The 19,085-nt window shown below is 28.6% G+C and carries 20 protein-coding genes and 1 CRISPR repeat array; of the genes, 14 read left to right on the plus strand and 6 right to left on the minus strand.

What is annotated here, in order from left to right:
- Together EK368_RS10885 and EK368_RS10890 are read left to right on the plus strand one after the other, a co-directional pair.
- On the plus strand, positions 1–1,471 hold a 1,471-nt coding region (locus tag EK368_RS10885), incomplete at its 5' end, for an N-acetylglucosaminidase (RefSeq protein WP_202976470.1).
- 549 nt (positions 1,472–2,020) lie between these two features.
- Positions 2,021–2,407 carry an SH3 domain-containing protein gene (locus EK368_RS10890; protein WP_129599649.1) on the plus strand — a complete coding sequence of 129 codons (387 nt, stop codon included), beginning with the start codon at positions 2,021–2,023 and terminating at the stop codon, positions 2,405–2,407.
- A 196-nt stretch (positions 2,408–2,603) separates the two neighbouring features.
- On the opposite strand, the gene EK368_RS10895 is transcribed toward EK368_RS10890, so the two are convergent.
- A complete protein-coding gene (locus tag EK368_RS10895) occupies positions 2,604–3,722 on the minus strand; it encodes an MGDG synthase family glycosyltransferase (protein ID WP_129599651.1) in 1,119 nt (372 codons plus the stop codon).
- Between the two features lie 107 nt (positions 3,723–3,829).
- Positions 3,830–4,345 (minus strand): D-glycero-alpha-D-manno-heptose-1,7-bisphosphate 7-phosphatase, encoded by a 516-nt coding sequence (locus EK368_RS10900; protein ID WP_129599652.1) that lies wholly within the window; start codon positions 4,343–4,345, stop codon positions 3,830–3,832.
- A gap of 192 nt (positions 4,346–4,537) precedes the next feature.
- On the opposite strand from EK368_RS10900, the gene EK368_RS10905 reads away from it, so the two are divergent.
- On the plus strand, positions 4,538–5,182 hold the full coding sequence (locus EK368_RS10905) for a hypothetical protein (protein WP_129599653.1): 645 nt from the start codon (positions 4,538–4,540) through the stop codon (positions 5,180–5,182).
- Positions 5,183–5,212: 30 nt separating this feature from the next.
- Here the strand turns inward: EK368_RS10905 and EK368_RS10910 are convergent, their stop codons facing one another.
- Positions 5,213–5,503 carry a hypothetical protein gene (locus EK368_RS10910; protein WP_129599655.1) on the minus strand — a complete coding sequence of 97 codons (291 nt, stop codon included), beginning with the start codon at positions 5,501–5,503 and terminating at the stop codon, positions 5,213–5,215.
- 168 nt (positions 5,504–5,671) lie between these two features.
- On the opposite strand from EK368_RS10910, the gene EK368_RS10915 reads away from it, so the two are divergent.
- On the plus strand, positions 5,672–6,229 hold the full coding sequence (locus EK368_RS10915; RefSeq protein ID WP_129599656.1) for a hypothetical protein: 558 nt from the start codon (positions 5,672–5,674) through the stop codon (positions 6,227–6,229).
- 46 nt (positions 6,230–6,275) lie between these two features.
- Here EK368_RS10915 and EK368_RS10920 read toward each other — a convergent pair whose 3' ends face one another.
- Positions 6,276–7,088, minus strand: coding sequence for an NAD(+)/NADH kinase (locus EK368_RS10920; protein WP_129599658.1), 813 nt, complete (start codon positions 7,086–7,088; stop codon positions 6,276–6,278).
- A 272-nt stretch (positions 7,089–7,360) separates the two neighbouring features.
- Here EK368_RS10920 and EK368_RS10925 point away from each other — a divergent pair, with 272 nt between their 5' ends.
- Together EK368_RS10925 and EK368_RS14935 are read left to right on the plus strand one after the other, a co-directional pair.
- Positions 7,361–8,284 (plus strand): RluA family pseudouridine synthase, encoded by a 924-nt coding sequence (locus EK368_RS10925; protein WP_129599659.1) that lies wholly within the window; start codon positions 7,361–7,363, stop codon positions 8,282–8,284.
- A gap of 60 nt (positions 8,285–8,344) precedes the next feature.
- Positions 8,345–8,518 carry a hypothetical protein gene (locus tag EK368_RS14935; RefSeq protein ID WP_165000423.1) on the plus strand — a complete coding sequence of 58 codons (174 nt, stop codon included), beginning with the start codon at positions 8,345–8,347 and terminating at the stop codon, positions 8,516–8,518.
- Between the two features lie 71 nt (positions 8,519–8,589).
- Here EK368_RS14935 and EK368_RS10930 read toward each other — a convergent pair whose 3' ends face one another.
- On the minus strand, positions 8,590–8,766 hold the full coding sequence (locus EK368_RS10930) for an aspartyl-phosphate phosphatase Spo0E family protein (RefSeq protein ID WP_129599660.1): 177 nt from the start codon (positions 8,764–8,766) through the stop codon (positions 8,590–8,592).
- Positions 8,767–8,921: 155 nt separating this feature from the next.
- Between EK368_RS10930 and EK368_RS10935 the strand changes: the two genes are divergently transcribed.
- Complete coding sequence (locus tag EK368_RS10935) at positions 8,922–10,271, plus strand: [Fe-Fe] hydrogenase large subunit C-terminal domain-containing protein (protein ID WP_129599662.1); 1,350 nt, start codon at positions 8,922–8,924, stop codon at positions 10,269–10,271.
- A 115-nt stretch (positions 10,272–10,386) separates the two neighbouring features.
- On the opposite strand, the gene EK368_RS10940 is transcribed toward EK368_RS10935, so the two are convergent.
- Complete coding sequence (locus EK368_RS10940; protein ID WP_129599663.1) at positions 10,387–10,599, minus strand: KTSC domain-containing protein; 213 nt, start codon at positions 10,597–10,599, stop codon at positions 10,387–10,389.
- Between the two features lie 253 nt (positions 10,600–10,852).
- Here EK368_RS10940 and EK368_RS10945 point away from each other — a divergent pair, with 253 nt between their 5' ends.
- The 7 genes from EK368_RS10945 (at position 10,853) to cas6 (ending at position 18,346) form a co-directional block, all read left to right on the plus strand.
- Positions 10,853–12,304 carry an aminotransferase class I/II-fold pyridoxal phosphate-dependent enzyme gene (locus tag EK368_RS10945; RefSeq protein WP_129599665.1) on the plus strand — a complete coding sequence of 484 codons (1,452 nt, stop codon included), beginning with the start codon at positions 10,853–10,855 and terminating at the stop codon, positions 12,302–12,304.
- 221 nt (positions 12,305–12,525) lie between these two features.
- Positions 12,526–13,065, plus strand: a complete 540-nt coding sequence (locus EK368_RS10950) for a helix-turn-helix domain-containing protein (RefSeq protein WP_129599666.1) — start codon at positions 12,526–12,528, stop codon at positions 13,063–13,065.
- Between the two features lie 77 nt (positions 13,066–13,142).
- Positions 13,143–13,997 (plus strand): polyamine aminopropyltransferase, encoded by an 855-nt coding sequence (gene speE / locus EK368_RS10955; RefSeq protein WP_129599668.1) that lies wholly within the window; start codon positions 13,143–13,145, stop codon positions 13,995–13,997.
- Positions 13,984–14,841 carry an agmatinase gene (gene speB / locus EK368_RS10960; RefSeq protein WP_129599669.1) on the plus strand — a complete coding sequence of 286 codons (858 nt, stop codon included), beginning with the start codon at positions 13,984–13,986 and terminating at the stop codon, positions 14,839–14,841. The genes speE and speB overlap by 14 nt, the downstream gene beginning before the upstream one ends.
- A gap of 268 nt (positions 14,842–15,109) precedes the next feature.
- On the plus strand, positions 15,110–16,381 hold the full coding sequence (locus EK368_RS10965; RefSeq protein WP_129599671.1) for a dihydroorotase: 1,272 nt from the start codon (positions 15,110–15,112) through the stop codon (positions 16,379–16,381).
- 13 nt (positions 16,382–16,394) lie between these two features.
- Entirely contained in the window at positions 16,395–17,306 is a 912-nt protein-coding gene (locus EK368_RS10970; protein WP_129599672.1) for a dihydroorotate dehydrogenase, read from the plus strand.
- A 350-nt stretch (positions 17,307–17,656) separates the two neighbouring features.
- The gene (gene cas6 / locus EK368_RS10975) at positions 17,657–18,346 is read left to right on the plus strand and encodes a CRISPR-associated endoribonuclease Cas6 (protein WP_129599674.1); all 690 of its coding nucleotides are present in this window, start codon (positions 17,657–17,659) and stop codon (positions 18,344–18,346) included.
- Positions 18,347–18,632: 286 nt separating this feature from the next.
- Positions 18,633–19,052: direct repeats of the CRISPR family, unit length 30 nt; unit sequence ATTTAACCTAAACATGAGATGTATTGAAAC.
- Positions 19,053–19,085: the final 33 nt, after the last annotated feature.

A 19,085-nucleotide genomic window follows, 5' to 3' on the forward strand; every position in this document is an offset into this window, starting at 1 on the left:
CTATGGATTATCAGCAGATGGAATTGCAGGTCCAGGAACTTTAACAGCTATTGAAAAAGCTTTGAAAGGTGAAATAAAACCAATACCACCAACCCCTCCAATAATAGACGACAAAGATGCAGTAAATAAATTTTCAAAAATCAATTTTACAATTGAAGAAGCTATAACTAAACAAATGATGAAAAACCCTCAAATTCAAAGAAATGGGAAATGGGTTAGTGCAAATAAAAGTGAAGTTACTAAATATGTAAATCCAACTAATTATAATAGTGGAATTTATAAATATCAGTTTTTAATTTTATCAGGCTCATCAGGAATTAAAGAAAAAGATATGAAAGAATATTTATCAAATAAAGGTATTTTAGATGGAACAGAAAAGTATTTTATAGACGCAGCTAAAGAAAATAATATAAGTGAAGTTTATTTAGCTGGACATGCATGCTTAGAAACAGGAAACGGAACTTCCGAGTTAGCTAAAGGAGTAGTGGTAAAAGGGGTAAAAGTATACAACTTTTTTGGAATCAACGCTATTGATGGACAGGCAGTTAAGAAAGGTTCTGAATTCGCCTATGAACAGGGCTGGAGTACACCAGAAAAAGCAATATATGGTGGAGCTAAGTTTATTTCGAAAAGGTATATTAATTCTGATTATAAACAAGATACATTATATAAAATGCGTTGGAATCCTAGTGATCCAGGAAAACATCAATATGCAACTGATATAGCTTGGGCTATTAATCAAACTAGAGATATAAAAAAAATGTATGATAGTTTTAAAAATATAAAATTAGTTTTCGATATACCAGTATATAAAGGTCAATCTTCAGATGAAAATGCTTCAAACTTAGAAAAATATATAAAAGAATATACCGATTTTAGTTGTGATGGTGTTAAAGTTAAAATACCTTATTATATTACACCATCAGGTACTACATTATATGGTGGTAAAAAAACACCAGACCAAATAAAAGCATATTTGCGTGCTAATGCCTCTTCACCATCAGAGTATCAAGAATGTGCTAATAAAAACAAAAGATATACTGGTGTAGATTGTTCTGGATTTACTGCATATGTACTCAACGAAACAACAAATGGAAGAGTTTTGAAATATTGGAATACTACATATGCAAATGGTATTTCTGCAGCAAATTTGACAAGTTCTTCAAATGGAGTGGTGAAAAGCAAGGCAAAAGACATAGTTCCAGGATGTACTATACGCACTGATAATGGTGGACACGTTATTGTTATATATAAAGTTATTAAAAATAAAGAAAAAGTAACAGAAATTCATTACGCACATTCTAATGGATCAAAAGGACCTCATGAAGCTTATATTATGATCGGAAATGAAAATCAAGATTTAGATGGAAATGAACAAACATGGTATGATATAGCATATACAGATGCTAAAGCAAAAGCTCTATATAATCATACAATTTTATTGAATTGTGTACAAAATCATATATGTTAAAATGGTGAGGTAGGCATTTTAGTATATAAAAGCAAATGAAATTGTAGAAAAGTTTATGTAAAATAAACTATAAAACTCTTCTTTGGAAAAAATAGAAATATAAACCAAGGAAGAGTTTTTTTATTCTTTTTTCTGAAAATACTTAAATAACTACTTCATATTTATGAGATTTCCAAAGTACTTAATATTATGTTACAAAAAATTCATAATATTGTTACAAAAAAATAACTATTGAATTACAGAAAATTACATTTTTTGTTTTGTTTAAAGTGTACAATTAAATTGTTATAAAGAAAGAGGGTGATGAAAATGTGGAAATATATAATATTTTTTCCAAATTCTTCGTAATTAAAGTATAAATAAAAGAAGGACAAACTGTATGTATAATTTTGGGTGTTGTTATTTTATTAGATATTCAATTTTATTTATAGTATAATCAATGATTAGTGTGATTTGTATTCTAATATTTGTTAGAATGAATACTTACAATGGTAGTATACATATCAAAAAGTATATAATTAAAAAAATTTAAATATAGGAGGAGTTTATATGTATAATAAAAAAAGAATTAGTATATTATTAATTATAGTGTTGACTTTATGTATGAACAGTATGGCTTTTGCAAATGAAAGTTGTGTGAAAGAAAAACAAAGTGAAGATCTTTTATTTCAAATAGAAGATAGAGAAATATTAGCAGAATTAAGACCTACTATGCTTAGATCAGCTACTTATGAAGTAACCTCTAATAATGTTCGTTTAAGATCAAATCCTTCGCTTTCATCTACCGTACTTGGACATCTTATGAAAGGAGATATGGTTAATACTGGAGAATATGAAACAGTAACTGCTGATGGATATGAATGGTTAAATGTATATAGCTATAATCATGGTGTTTGGGGATGGGTTGCGATCAAATATCTAGATCAAATAGGTTAGAAAACATATATAAAGTTAGTCAATATTAACTAAAACATATGTAAATAGTAAGCATCAAAATAGTAGACAAAATATTTTTGTCTACTATTTTGATGCTTAAATCATTTATATATAATAGGATGTATGGAGTTTCAAAAAGAGTTTATATACTATTTAAAGAATAAAGTCTAAGCTAGTTGTACTAGCCACTTATTTTTCAATAAATATGTGAATTTTTATTTAATGTAAGTAAGAAATTAGAAATATCTTTTGCTGCATGAGACTTTTTTATTTTTTTCATATTTTCTTTATAGATATTATATTTATTTTTATCTTCTTTTAGGAGACTAAGACAAGAAATAAGTGTATTAGAATTCGTAGCAATCATTCCTATACCATTATTTAAAATAAACTCAGTATTACGCTCTTCTTGACCAGGAAGCTTAGAAGTGATCACAATAGGGAGCTCTTTAATAAGACATTCTGTAACTGTGATTCCTCCTGGTTTTGTAATAATAACATCTGATACACTCATTAATTCATGAATATTGTCAATAAAGCCAAATACTTTTATATGAGGGATATGAAGATTTTGGACATGATCATATAGTTCTTGATTTTTACCTGTTACTACCAAAATTTGCAAATCTAAAGGATAAGATAGTAAATCATGAATAGTTTCGGACATACCTAATCCTAATCCTCCACCCATCATAAGAACTGTAAAAGTATTTTTTATATGAAGACTTTCACAAAGAAGATCTCGATCATGATGAATGTTAAAATTTTCATTTACAGGAATACCCAAAAATCGTGCTTTTTCATTTGGAATATTCCAATAATGAAATTCATAAGAAAAGTTTTCGTTAGGAAAAATATAATAATCAACTTCTTTGTTAATCCAACTAGGATGAATCGTATAGTCTGTTAATATACTTACAATGGGTATGTTAATTTTACCTTTTCTTTTCATTACAGAAAGAGCTTCAGCTGGAAAAGGATGAGTACATACAATAACATCTGGTGTAAAATCGGATAAAAGCTTTGAAAGCTTCCTAGATAATAGAATTTGATTAAAAAATTCACTTACATCAGATATGGAACTATCTGTAAATTCTGAACGCTTGTAGATGAATCGATATAAAGCAGGTATATATTTAATAGATTTAACATAAGTTTCAATAATCATCTTGTGAAGATGTGGGTGAATATAATTGAAGGTGTCAATAATTTGCACATTATTTTGAGGATAATAAGTTTCGATATAGTCAGAGACTGTTTTTGCTACTTTGTTATGTCCTGCTCCAGCAGATACTGTAAAAAATAATATATTCATAAGTACACCTCCTAAGTAAATATTATATCATTTTTGTGAAAAAGCAACATTATTTAACAATGATTTTATTTAGAAATACAAAAATAATATATATACATATGGAGTTATTATTTTTTCTCATGTGCGTTAGTAATAAGCTTTGCAGCCTCTAGAAGGTTAGTCACTACATAATCTGCATGCATACAAGGTTGTCCAAGTTTTATAGTGATGCATCCTGCCTTAAAGCCTGCTTCTATATCCATAGGGCGATCTCCTATCATGTAAGAACTACTTAAATCGATATGATATTTTTGAGCTAAATCTAAGATCATTTTTGGAGAGGGTTTTCTACAACTACATTTTGTTTTAAAATGAGGACAATAAGCTACTTCATGAATTTTAATATTTTCTTTGTTAAAATCTTCAAGCATGTTTATATGAATTTCATGTAAATCTTTTTCTGTAAAATATCCCATTTCAATACCACCTTGATTGGTTACAATAAAGAGTAGAAAATGAGAATTTTGTAATAATTTTAAAGCTTCTATAGTAAAATGATACAAAACCAGATCTTTAGGTTTGTTTACAGGATTTTGATTATCATTGATGACTCCATCTCTATCTAAAAAAATCGCTTGATACATGACTACCTCCATATTTGTAAGAATTAGTATTATTTGTCCCTATATAGTATTTTATACAACTCTATGTTAAAATATGTTTTATCTGATGATTAACAATTTTAATATTTACATGTCTTAGTATTTCGATGAAGCTAAACCCAGTATTCGTTTAGTTAATAATTTGTATAATAATATTATGGTGGTGGTGATGATTTGAAAAAAGTAATATTAGATCATATATCTAAAAGCTCGTTACAAAATATTTTAGATTTAAAAGATCTAAAGGATGCAGAGTGGATTTGGATCAATGAAGAAATATTTAGAGATATTTTATATAATTTAAAATTAGATCATATTTATGATGAAAAAACAATAGATGAATTTTTATCGGAAATTACTTTAGAAGAAATGACTAAAACATTATTACATGTATTTCAAAAAAAAGATTATATATTTGTGAATCAATATTTTTTTTCAGAGATAGAAAAAGGATATAAGCCTACAGAGGATATAAATACTTATATATTTGTTAAAAATAAATATTATACAAAAATGCTTATAAAAGCAATGAAGCACTATAATTGGATTCTAAAGGCTATGGCCATAGATACTTATAAAAAAATGGGAACGGATTATAAAACTTTAAAGGAGACTTATGAAGAATTATATAATGAAAATATGCGAATCATAGAAGATATACTGTCTTTTGGCAAGTATACTTTTTTATCAGCTAAGTGGGAGTTTATAAGAGATACTCAAGAACTTTATTTTTATAAAACCCATGAATTTTATCATAGTTGGTCTAGACAAGAAGTGCTTTCAATTTTTTGTCAAATCAATAAAAATGAAAATAGATAGATATTGAAAGATTTGACTCTTTCAATATCTTTATACAAAGAATTCATTAGAGATAGAACCGTTAGAATGAATAGCTTTTTTAAGAATAATCATATCTTTATTTGGATTATTTTCAATCTTATGATTAAATATTTGATGGCAATGATTACATTGTACAATTTGTTTAAAGTTTTTTTGCTTTCTATCTACAAATAGATAAGAAGTATATCCTTCTTTATCTTTCCACTTTACTTCTCCATCTTCCTTAATATCATATAAATATTCATAAGTTACAATATCTTTTAAAAATAGTTTTCCAGATTTGCAAGTAGGACATTTCATAAGCAAGACTCCTTTGTTATTATTTTTATTCAGTATTCCAACAAAAATTATGCTTTCAATTTTTAAATAAATATGTAGTTCTATTTTTACAAATTTGTCTTTTTTTTATACTTTAATGCTATAATAAATATAAATAGAGTATAGATTGCGTAATGGAAGGAGATTAGCATGAGTAATACATATGAAATAAAAAGACTTGCAGATCAAATTGAAAGAGCATTAGAAATAGGAAATAAAGTTCATTTAGAAAGATTGGTCAATGAGATGATGCAGACTTGTAATCGTATAAAAATACAATTACAAGAAAAAAAGAAAATCTCTCATGCTATTCAATTAGAAGAAATAAATACCATTCCTTTTGTATATAAGCCTATTCTTAAAAAAAATTATTATGAAGGTACTTATTTAGAGGAATTCTCTGAAAGAAGGACTATAGAATTAAAAGATGCAAAAGTATTAGATCTTCATAATAAATTTTGGAAAACTTATGAAGTTCTAAGAGGTAATGTATTTGGATCTATGCCTTTAGAGTTGATTGCTAAAGAAGAAGCACAAAAACTTAAATATTTTGGATGGGATGAAGTAAATGTTCAGATCTTAGAAATAAGAGAAAAAAGTTGTTCTATGAAAGATTTAGCAGATTATTGTGCAATGCATTATGAGCATTTTTTAATTGTAAATGAAAAATCTACAGGAGCTGAATTAATATTGTATTATCAAGTTTAAAAAATTTATATAAAAAGGGGGAGATGATTATTTTCATTTCCCTTTTTTATAAAAATTTTTCTTTGACTTTCGTCCAAAAATCATAATCTTTCAGACGAAGAATTTTTGCTTTCATTTCAGACATTCGTAAGTGAATTTCTTCAATTTCATAATATTTGTGTTCCATACCATCTGTTACGATCAAAATAGAGTTTTCAAAAGTATATTCTGGATAAACTTTAATTGTTGAATCCTTTGGAACAATAATGCTTGAGGTAAAGGAGCGATAAGCTGTAGTAGAAATAGGTGAAATAGGGGTGATTTGAAGCAAGGAAAGTCTAGGATCTACAATACTTCCTCCTAAGGAATAATTATAAGCAGTACTTCCTGTAGGAGTAGCTACTAATACACCATCTCCACTGAATTTTTCAAGAAAGCTATCATCTAAGGAAATATTTAAATGAATGGTTCTAGATTTGTCTCCCTTTATAGTAATTTCATTAATTCCTATAATTTCTACACAATGTTTCTTTGTACAGACTAAAGCTTCTACTGGAGTGAGCTCTTGAGTAATGTAATCTCCTTTTTCATAGCGAAAAATAAATTCATCCAATTGATAAGGCGATAGTTCTTGAAAAAATCCTAAATGACCTGTATTTACTCCTATTACAGGTATATCTGGAAAATTGTTTTGATGAATGGTGCGAATAAAAGATCCGTCTCCTCCTACACAAATAATTAAATCTGCTTTTTGATCAAATTCTTGTGGTACGAAAAAACCATTTTTTTCAAGTTTCTGCTTTAATACTCTGCTGGTTTCCTGTGAAATTGGTTTATCATTAGATACAATGTTGATGATACGTGTTTTATTATTATTCATGAGTTTCACCTCATTTTAATATTTTATAAGGCTAAATTTATTGTAACATATTTAAGTTATTTATAAAAGAAGGTTAAACTGCTATATATATAACTTATAAGTTGAAAATATGAAAAAGTCTGAAAAATTCATATAAAGGACATATTTACCTAAGAAAAGGGAAAAAATTTATTGAGAATAAAAATAAAACTATAAAAAAGACCAAAAAGTTGACTCATAAAAAACCAGCATCTATAATAAAAAAGAATATGTTAAGATAGTAGGTGGATAATATGAATGAAGTAACCAATACATTAACCTTTCGTGTAGAAAAAGATTATGTAGGACTTTCGTTAAAAGAAATACTATATGATCAAATGAAATTGTCTAGTAGATTAATAAGAAAGCTAAAAACAAAAAAAAATATTCTTGTAAATGGCAATAAAATTCCTTTTCATGCTATTTTAAGAAACGGAGATGTTGTACAAGTAATTATGGAGGAAGAACCTAATCAATTTGAACCAGAACCTATTTCTATAGAAGTAGTATATGAGGATTTGGATCTTTTAATTGTGAATAAAAAGCCAGGAATTGTAGTACATCCCACAAAAGGGCATCCTACAGGAACCATGGCTAATGCTATTGTCTATTATATGCAAGAGAAAAAAGAACATTTTAAAATTCGTTTTATCAATAGATTAGATCGAGATACTTCAGGACTTATTATGATTGCTAAGAATCCATTTGCACAACAAGAAATTTCTAAACAAATGCAAGCAAATAAGGTGCAAAAAATGTATGTAGCTGTAGTAGATGGAAATCTTAAAGAAAGAAAAGCAACAATCAATGCACCTATAGGAAGAAGAGAACCAGAAAATATAAAAAGAGAAGTATTTCAAGGAGGACAGGAATCGATTACTCATTATGAAGTCATAGACAAACTTAAAAATGCATCTGTAGTGAAACTCAAACTAGAGACAGGAAGAACACATCAGATTAGAGTACATATGTCTTATATAGGACACCCTCTTATTGGAGATGAATTATATGGTGTAGCAAATACAGATTTGATTGATAGACAAGCTCTACATGCACAAAGTCTTATATTTTATCAACCAAGAACAAATCAAAAAATTGAAGTGAATTCTTCTATACCAGAGGATATGGAAAAATTGATTAAAAAATTAAAAAATGATTGTAAAAATATAGATAAATAAAGGATCTGTTTATGGGAGATAATATAAATGCATCTGAATATTAAGAATGGAGGATGTATAATGAGACTAAAGAATATAGATAAATCTCCTGCAAAGTTATCAAAAGTAAAAATTACTAATATATTAAACGAATATGGTAACACAGAGGTACAACCAACAGGAGACAAAGATAAGAGACCTAAAACAGATCCAGAGTATGTTGATAGGAAAAATGTAAAAAATTTCATGTCATAAAAACTAAGAAGGCACTCAATGAATGAGTGCCTTTTGTATTGTACAGTAGGTAAATGTATGTTGTTAATAGATCAATTATTTTTTATACGATCATATTTTAAGAGCAATTGATCTAATACCTGACTTAATGAAATGACTTCTTGATTTAAAAGATCCCCCTTTTTTTGTAGTACCAATTTATTTAGTTTAGAGCGAGTACGTTCAATCTCATTTTTTATATTTTTGATTTTATAGTCATCCTTTTTCATTCTCAAACCCCTTCTCGTAATATGTTAGATTTTTACCTACTGTACTTCTAAAAATTCTAATTTGAAACAGGATGATAAATCAATTGTTTTCTAAAAAGTAAAAAATATGAATTTGGGTACAATACTAATGAAAGAATTAAGTTGGAGGTGATGAGATGTTTAATGAATTGAATCAATTTCAAAAAAGAAGAATGGATTTATTAGAACAATTGGTCAAAAAAAAATGGTATGGAGAATTAAAAACCAATCAGGAACTTTCTAAATTAGAACATGATCTAAAAGAAAAATACAAAATAAAAGAAGATTATGGATATGTAAAAGATCAAATTAGATTGGCTATGGGATTGGAACCAAGAGGAGATGTGGAATTTTCAGATGAATTAGATATTATAAAAAATATTAAAGGGATAAAGCCGCCTGTTGTTACCAAAATGAATGAACCTGATGGTATTTCTAAATATGATTCCTCTATTTATAAAAGAACAAAAGAACCTATTATTGTAAATAATAAGTGTTTAAGTTGCGGGGATGAGGTGAGTAGCCTTTCTTTTGAGTCTATAGCAGATAAAATTGAATTTATTCCATTGATAGACATCTTAAAGGACCAAAATACCGAAGTTTATGCTACTGTTGCACCTTCTATTGTGGGGCAGTTTGGAGAGGATGTAACTATGGGTCAAATTAGGACTGCTCTTAAGCTCATAGGTTTTAAAGATATGATAGAAGTAGCATTGTTTGCAGATATGCTTACAATTAAAGAAGCGTATGAATTTAATCATTTGGTAAAAGGGGAGGATGATTTTTTTCTTACAAGTTGTTGTTGCCCTATTTGGGTAAGTTTAATAGAGAAAAATTATCCTAGATTATTTGAAAAGATGTCTCCATCAGTATCTCCTATGATTCTTTCAGGAAGGATATTAAAAAAGTTTTATCCCAAAGCAAAAGTAGTTTTTATAGGTCCTTGTATTGCTAAAAAATCTGAAGCAAAGAATAAAATATATGAAGGAGATATTGATTTTGTACTTACTTTTAGAGAACTAAAAAGTATATTTTCTGCATTAGATATAAATCTGAAAGACCTTTATAAAGATGCAAAGGATCAAGCATCCTTTGCAGGAAGAGTATATGCAAGAACTGGTGGGGTAAGCTTTTCAGTAAAAAGTGTAGTAAATAGAATTGCTCCTAAACGATTAATCAAATTTAGATCAAAAAAAGTAGATGGAGTGAGAGAATGTAAAAAACTATTAGATGATTTGTCTATGGGGAAGAAAATAGATTACAATTTTATAGAAGGTATGGGATGTGAAGGTGGATGTGTAGGAGGGCCCAGAACAAATATAGATGTAAAAAGAGCAACTGAGATTGTTAATGAATTTGGAGAGGATTCTTTGATCATGACTGCTTTTGATAATATGAATGTAATGAAGATTTTTGATGAATTAGGACTGAGAAATTTAGAACAAATTATAGAAGAAAATGAACTCACAAAAATATTTACAAGATAAAAAATTCTCATATTTTTTTTACAATTTACTCATTTATATTATTTTCCATATACAAAAAGATGAACTGGGAGTCAACCCAATTCATTTTTTTTGTACGTTTTTGTATGTGGAAAAATCAATGTACTTTTGTATATGGATAAGTAGTGCGAATGAAATAATGAAGATAATATCCAATATGTTGTGACTGAATTAAACTATCGTATACAGATTGGGGAACACCGTGATGCCGATAGGTTTCACCAGAAATAAAAGTAATTTCTAATACTTCTTTTTCAGAATCATAGCCTATAGATGAAACGTTATATGAACGTATTTCTAATTTTGTCATTTTTTTCTCCCCTTTACAAAATATAATAAATAATTTTCTTTTTATTATACTAAAAAGAATGTTAGAAATCTGTAGAATGTTGTTGATACATTTAAAAAATTTTATCTAAATTTTTTAAAATGCATGATTATATTTTAGAGATATTGGAATAATACAATATACAGTTTTTGTAATAAATTAGTGTATTGACAAGAAAAAATGTATGATATAACATATTCCAGACTAACTTTTTTTGAAAAGAAGGTGATGAAAAATGATACACAATCAAAATACTACACCCTTAGTAGATGCATTAAAAGCATATCATGAAAAAAATGTAATTCCATTTGATGTACCAGGACATAAACATGGAAATGGAATGGAAGAATTCGGACAATTTATTGGAAAGAAAGTATTACAACTAGATGTAAATTCTATGAAATGCTTGGATAATATTAGCAATCCAATTAGTGTAATCAAAGATGCAGAACAATTGATGGCGGATGCTTATTATGCAGACCATGCATTTTTCATAGTAAATGGAACTACTTCTGCTGTACAAGCTATGATTATGAGTGTATGTAAGCCTGGAGAAAAAATAATATTACCAAGAAATGCTCATAAATCTGTTACAAATGGAATGATTTTAAGTGGAGCAGTTCCAATATATATTCAACCTGAGACAAATGATCAATTAGGGATTGCTATGGGGGTATCTTTAGAAAGTATAGAGATGGCCATTGCAAAAAATGTTGATGCAAAAGCTATACTCATTATTCATCCTACCTATTACGGAGCTACTTCAGATTTAAAAGAAATTGTAAAGCTTGCTCATAAACATGGTATGGCAGTTTTGGTAGATGAAGCACATGGTGCTCATTTTAGATTTCATGAAGATTTACCTAGCGAAGCTATGGAAGTGGGAGCTGATATGGCAGCTGTTAGTATGCATAAAACAGGAGGATCATTAACTCAAAGTTCTGTATTGTTATTAAAAGAGGGACTCATTGATAGAAATACAGTAAAGACAATTTTAAATCTTACCCAGACAACAAGTGCATCCTATATTTTAATGTCAAGTTTAGATGCAGCAAGAAAAATGCTAGCAACAAAAGGAAATGAAGTGATTTCAAAAATTCTTCAAATTATTAGATCGGCAAGAGCCGAAATTAATCAAATACCAGGTCTTTATGCTTTTTCAAAAGAATTAATTGGCCAACCAGGAGTTATAGGCTTTGATGAAACAAAATTAGGTGTTTGTGTAGGTGGACTGGGGATTACTGGATTTAAAGTCTATGATTTATTAAGAGATGAGTATAATATTCAGGTAGAATTGGGAGACGCATTCAATATATTGGCAATTGTAAGTGTAGGAGATGATGAAAAATCATTAAAAGCTTTAGTACAAGCTTTAAATGATATAAGCGTAAAGTATAAAGGAAGTCATATTGCATATACAAAAATTGCTCTTGAAAATCCTGAGGTTATCGTATCTCCAAGGGATGCTTTTTATGCAAGAAAAAAAATCATTAAACTAGAAGATTCAGAGGGAGAAATCAGTGGAGAATCTATTATGGCTTATCCTCCAGGAATTCCTATTGTTACTCCAGGAGAAAGAATTAGTAAAGAAATGATTCAATATATTAAATTTTTAAAAAGCCAACATAGTATGCTTACAGATACAGAAGATCCGTATGTAGAGCATATAAAGGTTTTAGGCTTATAGTAGCGTCTAATTTTAGACGCTATTTTTCTAGTATAGTTTCTTTCAAAGTGAGCAATAATCAATACTAACGGAGATAAAACTCTTGACATTTTACAAAAAAATAGTATATTAAATATAGTTAAACTTTAAATTTAGTAAACTAAAAGTTTACTAATATTAAATATTTTTGAAGAAATTATTTAAAAAACTTATAAAATAATGATTTCGAATGGAGTGCAAAAATGGATATTGGGAGTAAAATTAAAAGTCTTAGAATCCTAAATGGACTCACACAAGAAGAACTTGCCATAAGAACAGATCTTACGAAAGGATTTATTTCTCAAATTGAAAGAGATCTGACTTCTCCGTCTATTGCTACACTTATGGATATTTTAGAGGCATTAGGAACAGATATTCGCAAATTTTTTAGTGAATCAAAAGAGCCTAAAGTTGTGTATAGAAAAGATGAAATTGTCTCTAGTGAAAATGAAAAGTTAGGAAATACTATAGATTGGTTAATTTCAAATGCTCAAAAAAATAGTATGGAGCCTATTTTAATGACTTTGAAATATGGTGGAACTAGCAATATTGAAAAGCCCCATCAAGGAGAAGAATTTGGATATGTTCTTTCAGGAAGTGTGTATGTTTGTTTAGGAGAAAATCAATACAAAGTGAATAAAGGGGAAAGTTTTTATTTTAAGTCTGACCAAGAGCATTATTTAAAAAATAATTCTAAAAGAAATGCAATAATTCTTTGGGTTTCTTCTCCACCGTCGTTTTAGTTTATAAAATGTATGTATTAAGGATGTTAAAATACAAAAGATATTATAAAGATACACAAAGTTAAGGAGGTAATATAATGGAATTATGGTATACAGAAGAACATACAGAAAATGTAAGATTATCTATGAAAGTAAAGAAACATCTATACACTAAAACAAGTCCTTTTCAACAAATAGATGTTTTAGATACTTATGATTTTGGAAGAGTACTTACAATAGATGGATTGGTTATGGTAACACAAAAGGATGAATTTATTTATCATGATATGATTGTTCATGTTCCTATGGCAACAAATCCAAACATAAAGAGAGTATTGGTAATAGGAGCAGGAGATGGAGGAACAGTAAGGGAGCTTACAAGATATAAAAATATAGAAAAAATTCATATGGTAGAAATTGATGAAGTTGTAGTAGAAGCTTCAAGAGAATTTTTAGATTTTACAGCAAACAAATTAGATGATGAAAGAGTAGAGTTATACTTTGAAGATGGGATTAAATTTGTTGAAGGAAAAGAAAATGAATACGATTTAATCATTGTAGATTCAACAGATCCTATTGGACCTGGAGAAGGATTATTTACTACTGAATTTTATAAAAATTGCTATAGAGCATTAACAGAAGAGGGAATATTAGTTAATCAAAATGAAAGCCCTTACTATGAAGAAGATGCAAAAGAAATGATAAGAGCAAGCAAAAAAATCAAAAATATTTTTCCAATTGCAGAAGTTTATCAAGCTCATATTCCAACATACCCTTCTGGACACTGGTTATTTGGATTTGCATCTAAAAAGCTCCATCCAGTAAAAGATTTAGATTCTAAAAAGTGGAATGATTTAGGATTAAAAACAAAATATTATAATACAGATCTTCACGTAGGAGCTTTTGCACTACCAAACTACGTAAAGGAGATGATAGAAACTGAAACCGTCTAAAAATGTACAAACCTTTTTAGGTTTTGATAATGAATATGAGGATTCTGAAATCATAGTATTTGGAAGTCCTTTTGATGGAACAACTTCTTTTCGTCCAGGAACTAGATTTGCACCAAGTATTATGAGAAATGAATCTTATGGACTTGAGACTTATAGTCCTTACTTAGATAAAGATTTAGAAGATGTATCTGTATTTGATGCAGGAGATTTGGATTTTCCATTTGGAAACCCTAAAAAAGTATTAGATCATATAAAATCTTTTACAAAAGATATTGTAGAAGATAAAAAAATTCCAGTTATGATTGGAGGAGAACATCTAGTTACTCTTCCAGCTGTAGAAGCTGTATATGAAAAATATAAAGATTTACATATCCTACATTTTGATGCTCATGCCGATGTTAGAGAAGATTATATGGGAGAAAAATTTTCTCATGCTACAGTGATGAGACGGATATGGGATTTCCTAGGAAATAAAAAAATCTATCAATTTGGAATTCGTTCAGGAGAAAAAGAAGAGTTTGAATGGGGAAGAGATCATACATATCTTACGAAGTTTAATTGCGAAGGATTAGCAGAAGTAGTTAAGCAAATTGGACAATCTCCTGTATATGTAACTATTGATTTAGATATTTTAGATCCTTCTATTTTCCCGGGAACAGGTACGATTGAACCAGGGGGAATATCTTTTAAAGAAATGATGGATGTAATAAAGACTATTGAGCCTCTAAATATTGTAGGAGCAGATGTAGTAGAGCTTTCTCCTCATTATGATAGTAGTGGAGTATCTACAGCTGTTGCGTGTAAGATTATAAGAGAATTGGTGTTAGCAATTTCAAATAAATAGATTCCTATATTGACACAAAGATAAAATGTATGTTAATCTAAAACAAAAAGTGAATATTTCCTTTAAATAAGTCCAGAGAGGCTAAAAAGGATGTTTTAATATACAAAAACAGTATTTTAATATATTTTTTTATAAAATAAACCTTTTGCCTTTTGCAGAAGGTTTATTTTTATGACTTTGCTAAAAAGTTTGTATTCAATTTGAAATTTTTAAGTAAAAAGTTATGGATTGGATAAAAATATAGTAAAGAGATCAGGGAGGGAATAGGATGAAGATTTTAATAAAGGAAGGATGGGTAGTGGATCCATCCCAAAATATAAATGGAGTATTAGATATTCTTATTGAAAAAGGAAAAATAAAAAAGATAGACCCAAATATTTTTGAGGATGAATGTGAGATTATTGATGCAAAAGGAAAATATATTGTACCAGGACTTATTGATATGCATGTTCATTTTAGAGAACCAGGCTTTGAGGACAAAGAAGAAATCAATACAGGGGCACATGCTGCAGTAGCAGGTGGATTTAGTAGTGTAGTATGTATGCCCAATACAAATCCTGTGATTGATAATGTAAAAACTATAGAATATATTCATGAAAAAAGCAAAAATGTTCCTTGTAATATTTATATGATGGGAAGTATTACAAAGGGGTTAGAAGGAAAAGAAATGAGTCCTTATGAAAAGTTATTAGAAAAAGGAATTGTAGGAATTACAGACGATGGAAAGACTGTAATGGATACAAAAGTTATGTATGAAGCACTTCAAGTTGCAAAAGATTTGGATTTGTTGGTAAGTACACATTGCGAAGATGTAAACTTGATGTATGATAGATCTATTCATAGAGGCTATATATCTAAAAAACTGAATTTAGAAGGAATACCAAAGGTAGCAGAAGAAAATATTATTATAAGAGATGTTTTTCTTTCTGAAAAGACAGGAGCAAAAGTACACATTCAACATCTTTCTACAAAAGATGGTGTAAAAATTGTAAGAGATGCGAAAAAAAGGGGAGTAAGGGTAACTTGTGAAGTAACACCTCATCATTTTTCTATTATAGATGAAGAGATTTTAAGTCAAGGAACAAATGCTAAAATGAGTCCTCCTTTAAGAACAAAAGAAGATATAGATGAGATTTTAAAAGGTCTTGTAGATGGAACGATTGATGTGATTGCAACAGATCATGCACCTCATACAAATAGTGATAAAGATAAAAATATTATAGATGCTGCTAATGGTATTGTAGGTTTAGAGACTTCACTTGGTATTGCTCTTACAGAGTTGGTACACACTAAAAAAATGACTTTAATAAATCTTATTGAAAAGATGAGTACTGTTCCAGCTCAAATTCTAAAGCTTAAAAAGGGATCTTTAAAAGTAGGCATGGATGCAGATATTACTATAATTGATTTGAATAAAGAGTGGATTGTAGATAAAAATAAGTTTTTTTCAAAGGGGAAAAATACTCCTTTTCATGGGAAAAAATTAAAAGGTAAGGCAGTTATGACAATGGTTGGTGGAGAAATAAAATATAGAGATTAAAGGGGAGTTAATAATGATGAAAAATCTAGAGTTATCTGTAAAAATAGGAAATATTTTATTAAAAAATCCAATCATGCCGGCTTCGGGAACTTTTGGAAAAGAATCCTGTGAGCTTTGTGATGTACAAAAAATTGGAGCGATCGTACCAAAGAGTGTCACGCTCAATCCAAGAGACGGAAATAAGCTTCCAAGAGTAGTAGAAACAGCTTCAGGAATGTTAAACGCAGTAGGAATACAAAATAAAGGAATTGATGATTTTATAGAAAATATTCTTCCATTTTATGAAAAATACAATGTTCCTATTATGGTTAGTATATCTGGTTATAGTGTGGAAGAATTTAAAGTGATGATCGAAAAATTAAATAAAACTAATGTTCCAATGATCGAACTTAATATTTCTTGTCCTAATTTAGAAGAGGGTGGAAAGGCTTTTGGAATGAGTGCAGAGGCAACTTATGAGATTGTACAAGAGGTAAGAGGCAATACAAAGAAGGTTATTGTTCCAAAGCTTACACCTAATGTAGAAGATATTACGATTATTGCAAAAGCTGCACAAGAAGCAGGAGCAGATGGTGTGGCACTGACAAATACTTATATTGGAATGGCTATAGACATTCATACAAAAAGACCAAAGTTAGGAAATATCATAGGAGGTCTTTCAGGTCCTGCTATCAAACCTATTTCTCTAAGAATGGTATGGCAGACAGCACAAAAGATCAATATACCTATTATTGGAATAGGGGGGATTTCAAATTATGAAGATGCACTAGAATATATTATAGCTGGAGCTAGTGCTGTTCAAGTGGGGACTTATAATTTTGTAAATCCTAATGCAATGGTTGAAATTGTAGAAGGCATAAGAAGCTATATGATTAAAAACAATATAGATGATATAAAAGATTTGATAGGAAGTGTAAAAATATAAAAATTTTATATGAATGGGTTTTTGGCTTGTAGACAAAGACATAAAAAACGTCACTAATTTTCAAATTTGGAAAATATATAGAAAAAGTCGAAAATAGCATTACAAACTCGCTATGCTCAAACAGTGTAATGCTAATCATTTTCTCTCTTTTTCTATATTTTCACAAATTCTCAATAAATGTTCCTAATTTTTATGACTTTGCTACAATGTAGTGTATATTCAGTATGAAATACTTTAAAAAAAATATACAATAGGAATGATTAAAGTGTGTTGTATACCCATATAATTTTATTTGATGATACAATATATCTTGTAATTACAAAAATCAAATAAAAGAGAGGGCTATACTTATGATATTTTTAGAATTAACTGTAACAGTTATGTTGAAGAAAGATATATTTTTTGCAGAGAGTGGATATATAATTGGAAAAAATATAAATAAAGCTATGTTGTTAGATGAAGATTTAAAAACATTACATCCTAGAAGGGAATATAAGTATTATGTTTTTAATAGTTTTTATCCTTTGGAGAAAAATAAAACTTATATAAAGGGAAGGGTATATGTATTTAAAATTAGAGGTTTAGATTGTAAATATATAGAAAAATTTGCAAGATGTTTGCAAAAGTTAGAAAGTTATGATTTTGAAGTTATCTCCGTTGCTACAAGTGAAGTAAAACAAAAACATATTAACAAACTATATAGCATAACTCCTATAATTATAACTAAAGATAATAAACCGTGGTTACAAGGAGATGATGTAGAGGAGTTTAAAAAACGTTTAGAAGCAAATATGGAGAAAAAGTATAAAAATTTTTTTGGTGAAGATATAGACGTTCAAGGAAAATTTATAAAAAGTTTGGAATTTAAAAATAAACTGCCGATGTATTTTAGATATAAAGGTATAAAGCTTCTTGGAAATAAGGTGAATATAGAGATTCAAGAAAATAATATAGCACAGAAAATGGCTTTTGTGGCTATGGCTATTGGAATAGGAGAAAAAAATTCTTCTGTTGGAGCAGGTTATTGCACTGTAAACTAAATTTTTACAATATGAATAAAATGGTAAGATATACAAATATGAGGATCTTGCTATTTGGTATATGTAGAAACTAAGGGACTTGTTAAAATAAATTTTTTTGAAGTATAAATTTTACCAGGCAATTATGTGTTATTCTTGATATAAATATGAGTGTTTTCAATAGATTGCATAGATTTTTAAAGATGAAAATTATATAGTGAAAACTAGCTGGTAAATTTTTTCTAAAGTGTTGAAAAATAGCTACTTATAGTGTATACTGATTTTAAGAAACAGCTATTTTACTAGTATTTAACCTAAACATGAGATGTATTGAAACATCCCAAGGAGTTAAAATTGGATTACTGCCCCCAATTTAACCTAAACATGAGATGTATTGAAACATTTTGTTCTAAGGACTCCCCAATTTTGGGGAATGCATTTAACCTAAACATGAGATGTATTGAAACTATAATTTTGATAATAATTGTGAGAAGCTTATATATTTAACCTAAACATGAGATGTATTGAAACTCAACTTCTGCTAATACTTCATTTTTGTATTTTTCAATTTAACCTAAACATGAGATGTATTGAAACTCAAGTAGACAAAGATAATATATTAATTGCTGATATTTAACCTAAACATGAGATGTATTGAAACAAACTTCCATTGGAATATGATACATTAAGGTTGTCGATTTAACCTAAACATGAGATGTATTGAAACCAGTTTTCCGAATAGGTCTGTCGGTTTTCCGAA

Source organism: Anaerophilus nitritigenes, from assembly GCF_004138215.1.
Taxonomy (GTDB): Bacteria; Bacillota; Clostridia; order Peptostreptococcales; family Thermotaleaceae; genus Anaerophilus; species Anaerophilus nitritogenes.

Excerpts from the sequence above, each read along its gene's own strand:
- EK368_RS10890 (WP_129599649.1), top strand. The coding sequence starts at position 2,021 with ATGTATAATAAAAAAAGAATTAGTATATTATTAATTATAGTGTTGACT.
- EK368_RS10895 (WP_129599651.1), bottom strand. The coding sequence starts at position 3,722 with ATGAATATATTATTTTTTACAGTATCTGCTGGAGCAGGACATAACAAA.
- EK368_RS10900 (WP_129599652.1), bottom strand. The coding sequence starts at position 4,345 with ATGTATCAAGCGATTTTTTTAGATAGAGATGGAGTCATCAATGATAAT.
- EK368_RS10910 (WP_129599655.1), bottom strand. The coding sequence starts at position 5,503 with ATGAAATGTCCTACTTGCAAATCTGGAAAACTATTTTTAAAAGATATT.
- EK368_RS10915 (WP_129599656.1), top strand. The coding sequence starts at position 5,672 with ATGAGTAATACATATGAAATAAAAAGACTTGCAGATCAAATTGAAAGA.
- EK368_RS10920 (WP_129599658.1), bottom strand. The coding sequence starts at position 7,088 with ATGAATAATAATAAAACACGTATCATCAACATTGTATCTAATGATAAA.
- EK368_RS10925 (WP_129599659.1), top strand. The coding sequence starts at position 7,361 with ATGAATGAAGTAACCAATACATTAACCTTTCGTGTAGAAAAAGATTAT.
- EK368_RS14935 (WP_165000423.1), top strand. The coding sequence starts at position 8,345 with ATGAGACTAAAGAATATAGATAAATCTCCTGCAAAGTTATCAAAAGTA.
- EK368_RS10930 (WP_129599660.1), bottom strand. The coding sequence starts at position 8,766 with ATGAAAAAGGATGACTATAAAATCAAAAATATAAAAAATGAGATTGAA.
- EK368_RS10935 (WP_129599662.1), top strand. The coding sequence starts at position 8,922 with ATGTTTAATGAATTGAATCAATTTCAAAAAAGAAGAATGGATTTATTA.
- EK368_RS10940 (WP_129599663.1), bottom strand. The coding sequence starts at position 10,599 with ATGACAAAATTAGAAATACGTTCATATAACGTTTCATCTATAGGCTAT.
- EK368_RS10945 (WP_129599665.1), top strand. The coding sequence starts at position 10,853 with ATGATACACAATCAAAATACTACACCCTTAGTAGATGCATTAAAAGCA.
- EK368_RS10950 (WP_129599666.1), top strand. The coding sequence starts at position 12,526 with ATGGATATTGGGAGTAAAATTAAAAGTCTTAGAATCCTAAATGGACTC.
- speE (WP_129599668.1), top strand. The coding sequence starts at position 13,143 with ATGGAATTATGGTATACAGAAGAACATACAGAAAATGTAAGATTATCT.
- EK368_RS10965 (WP_129599671.1), top strand. The coding sequence starts at position 15,110 with ATGAAGATTTTAATAAAGGAAGGATGGGTAGTGGATCCATCCCAAAAT.
- EK368_RS10970 (WP_129599672.1), top strand. The coding sequence starts at position 16,395 with ATGATGAAAAATCTAGAGTTATCTGTAAAAATAGGAAATATTTTATTA.
- cas6 (WP_129599674.1), top strand. The coding sequence starts at position 17,657 with ATGATATTTTTAGAATTAACTGTAACAGTTATGTTGAAGAAAGATATA.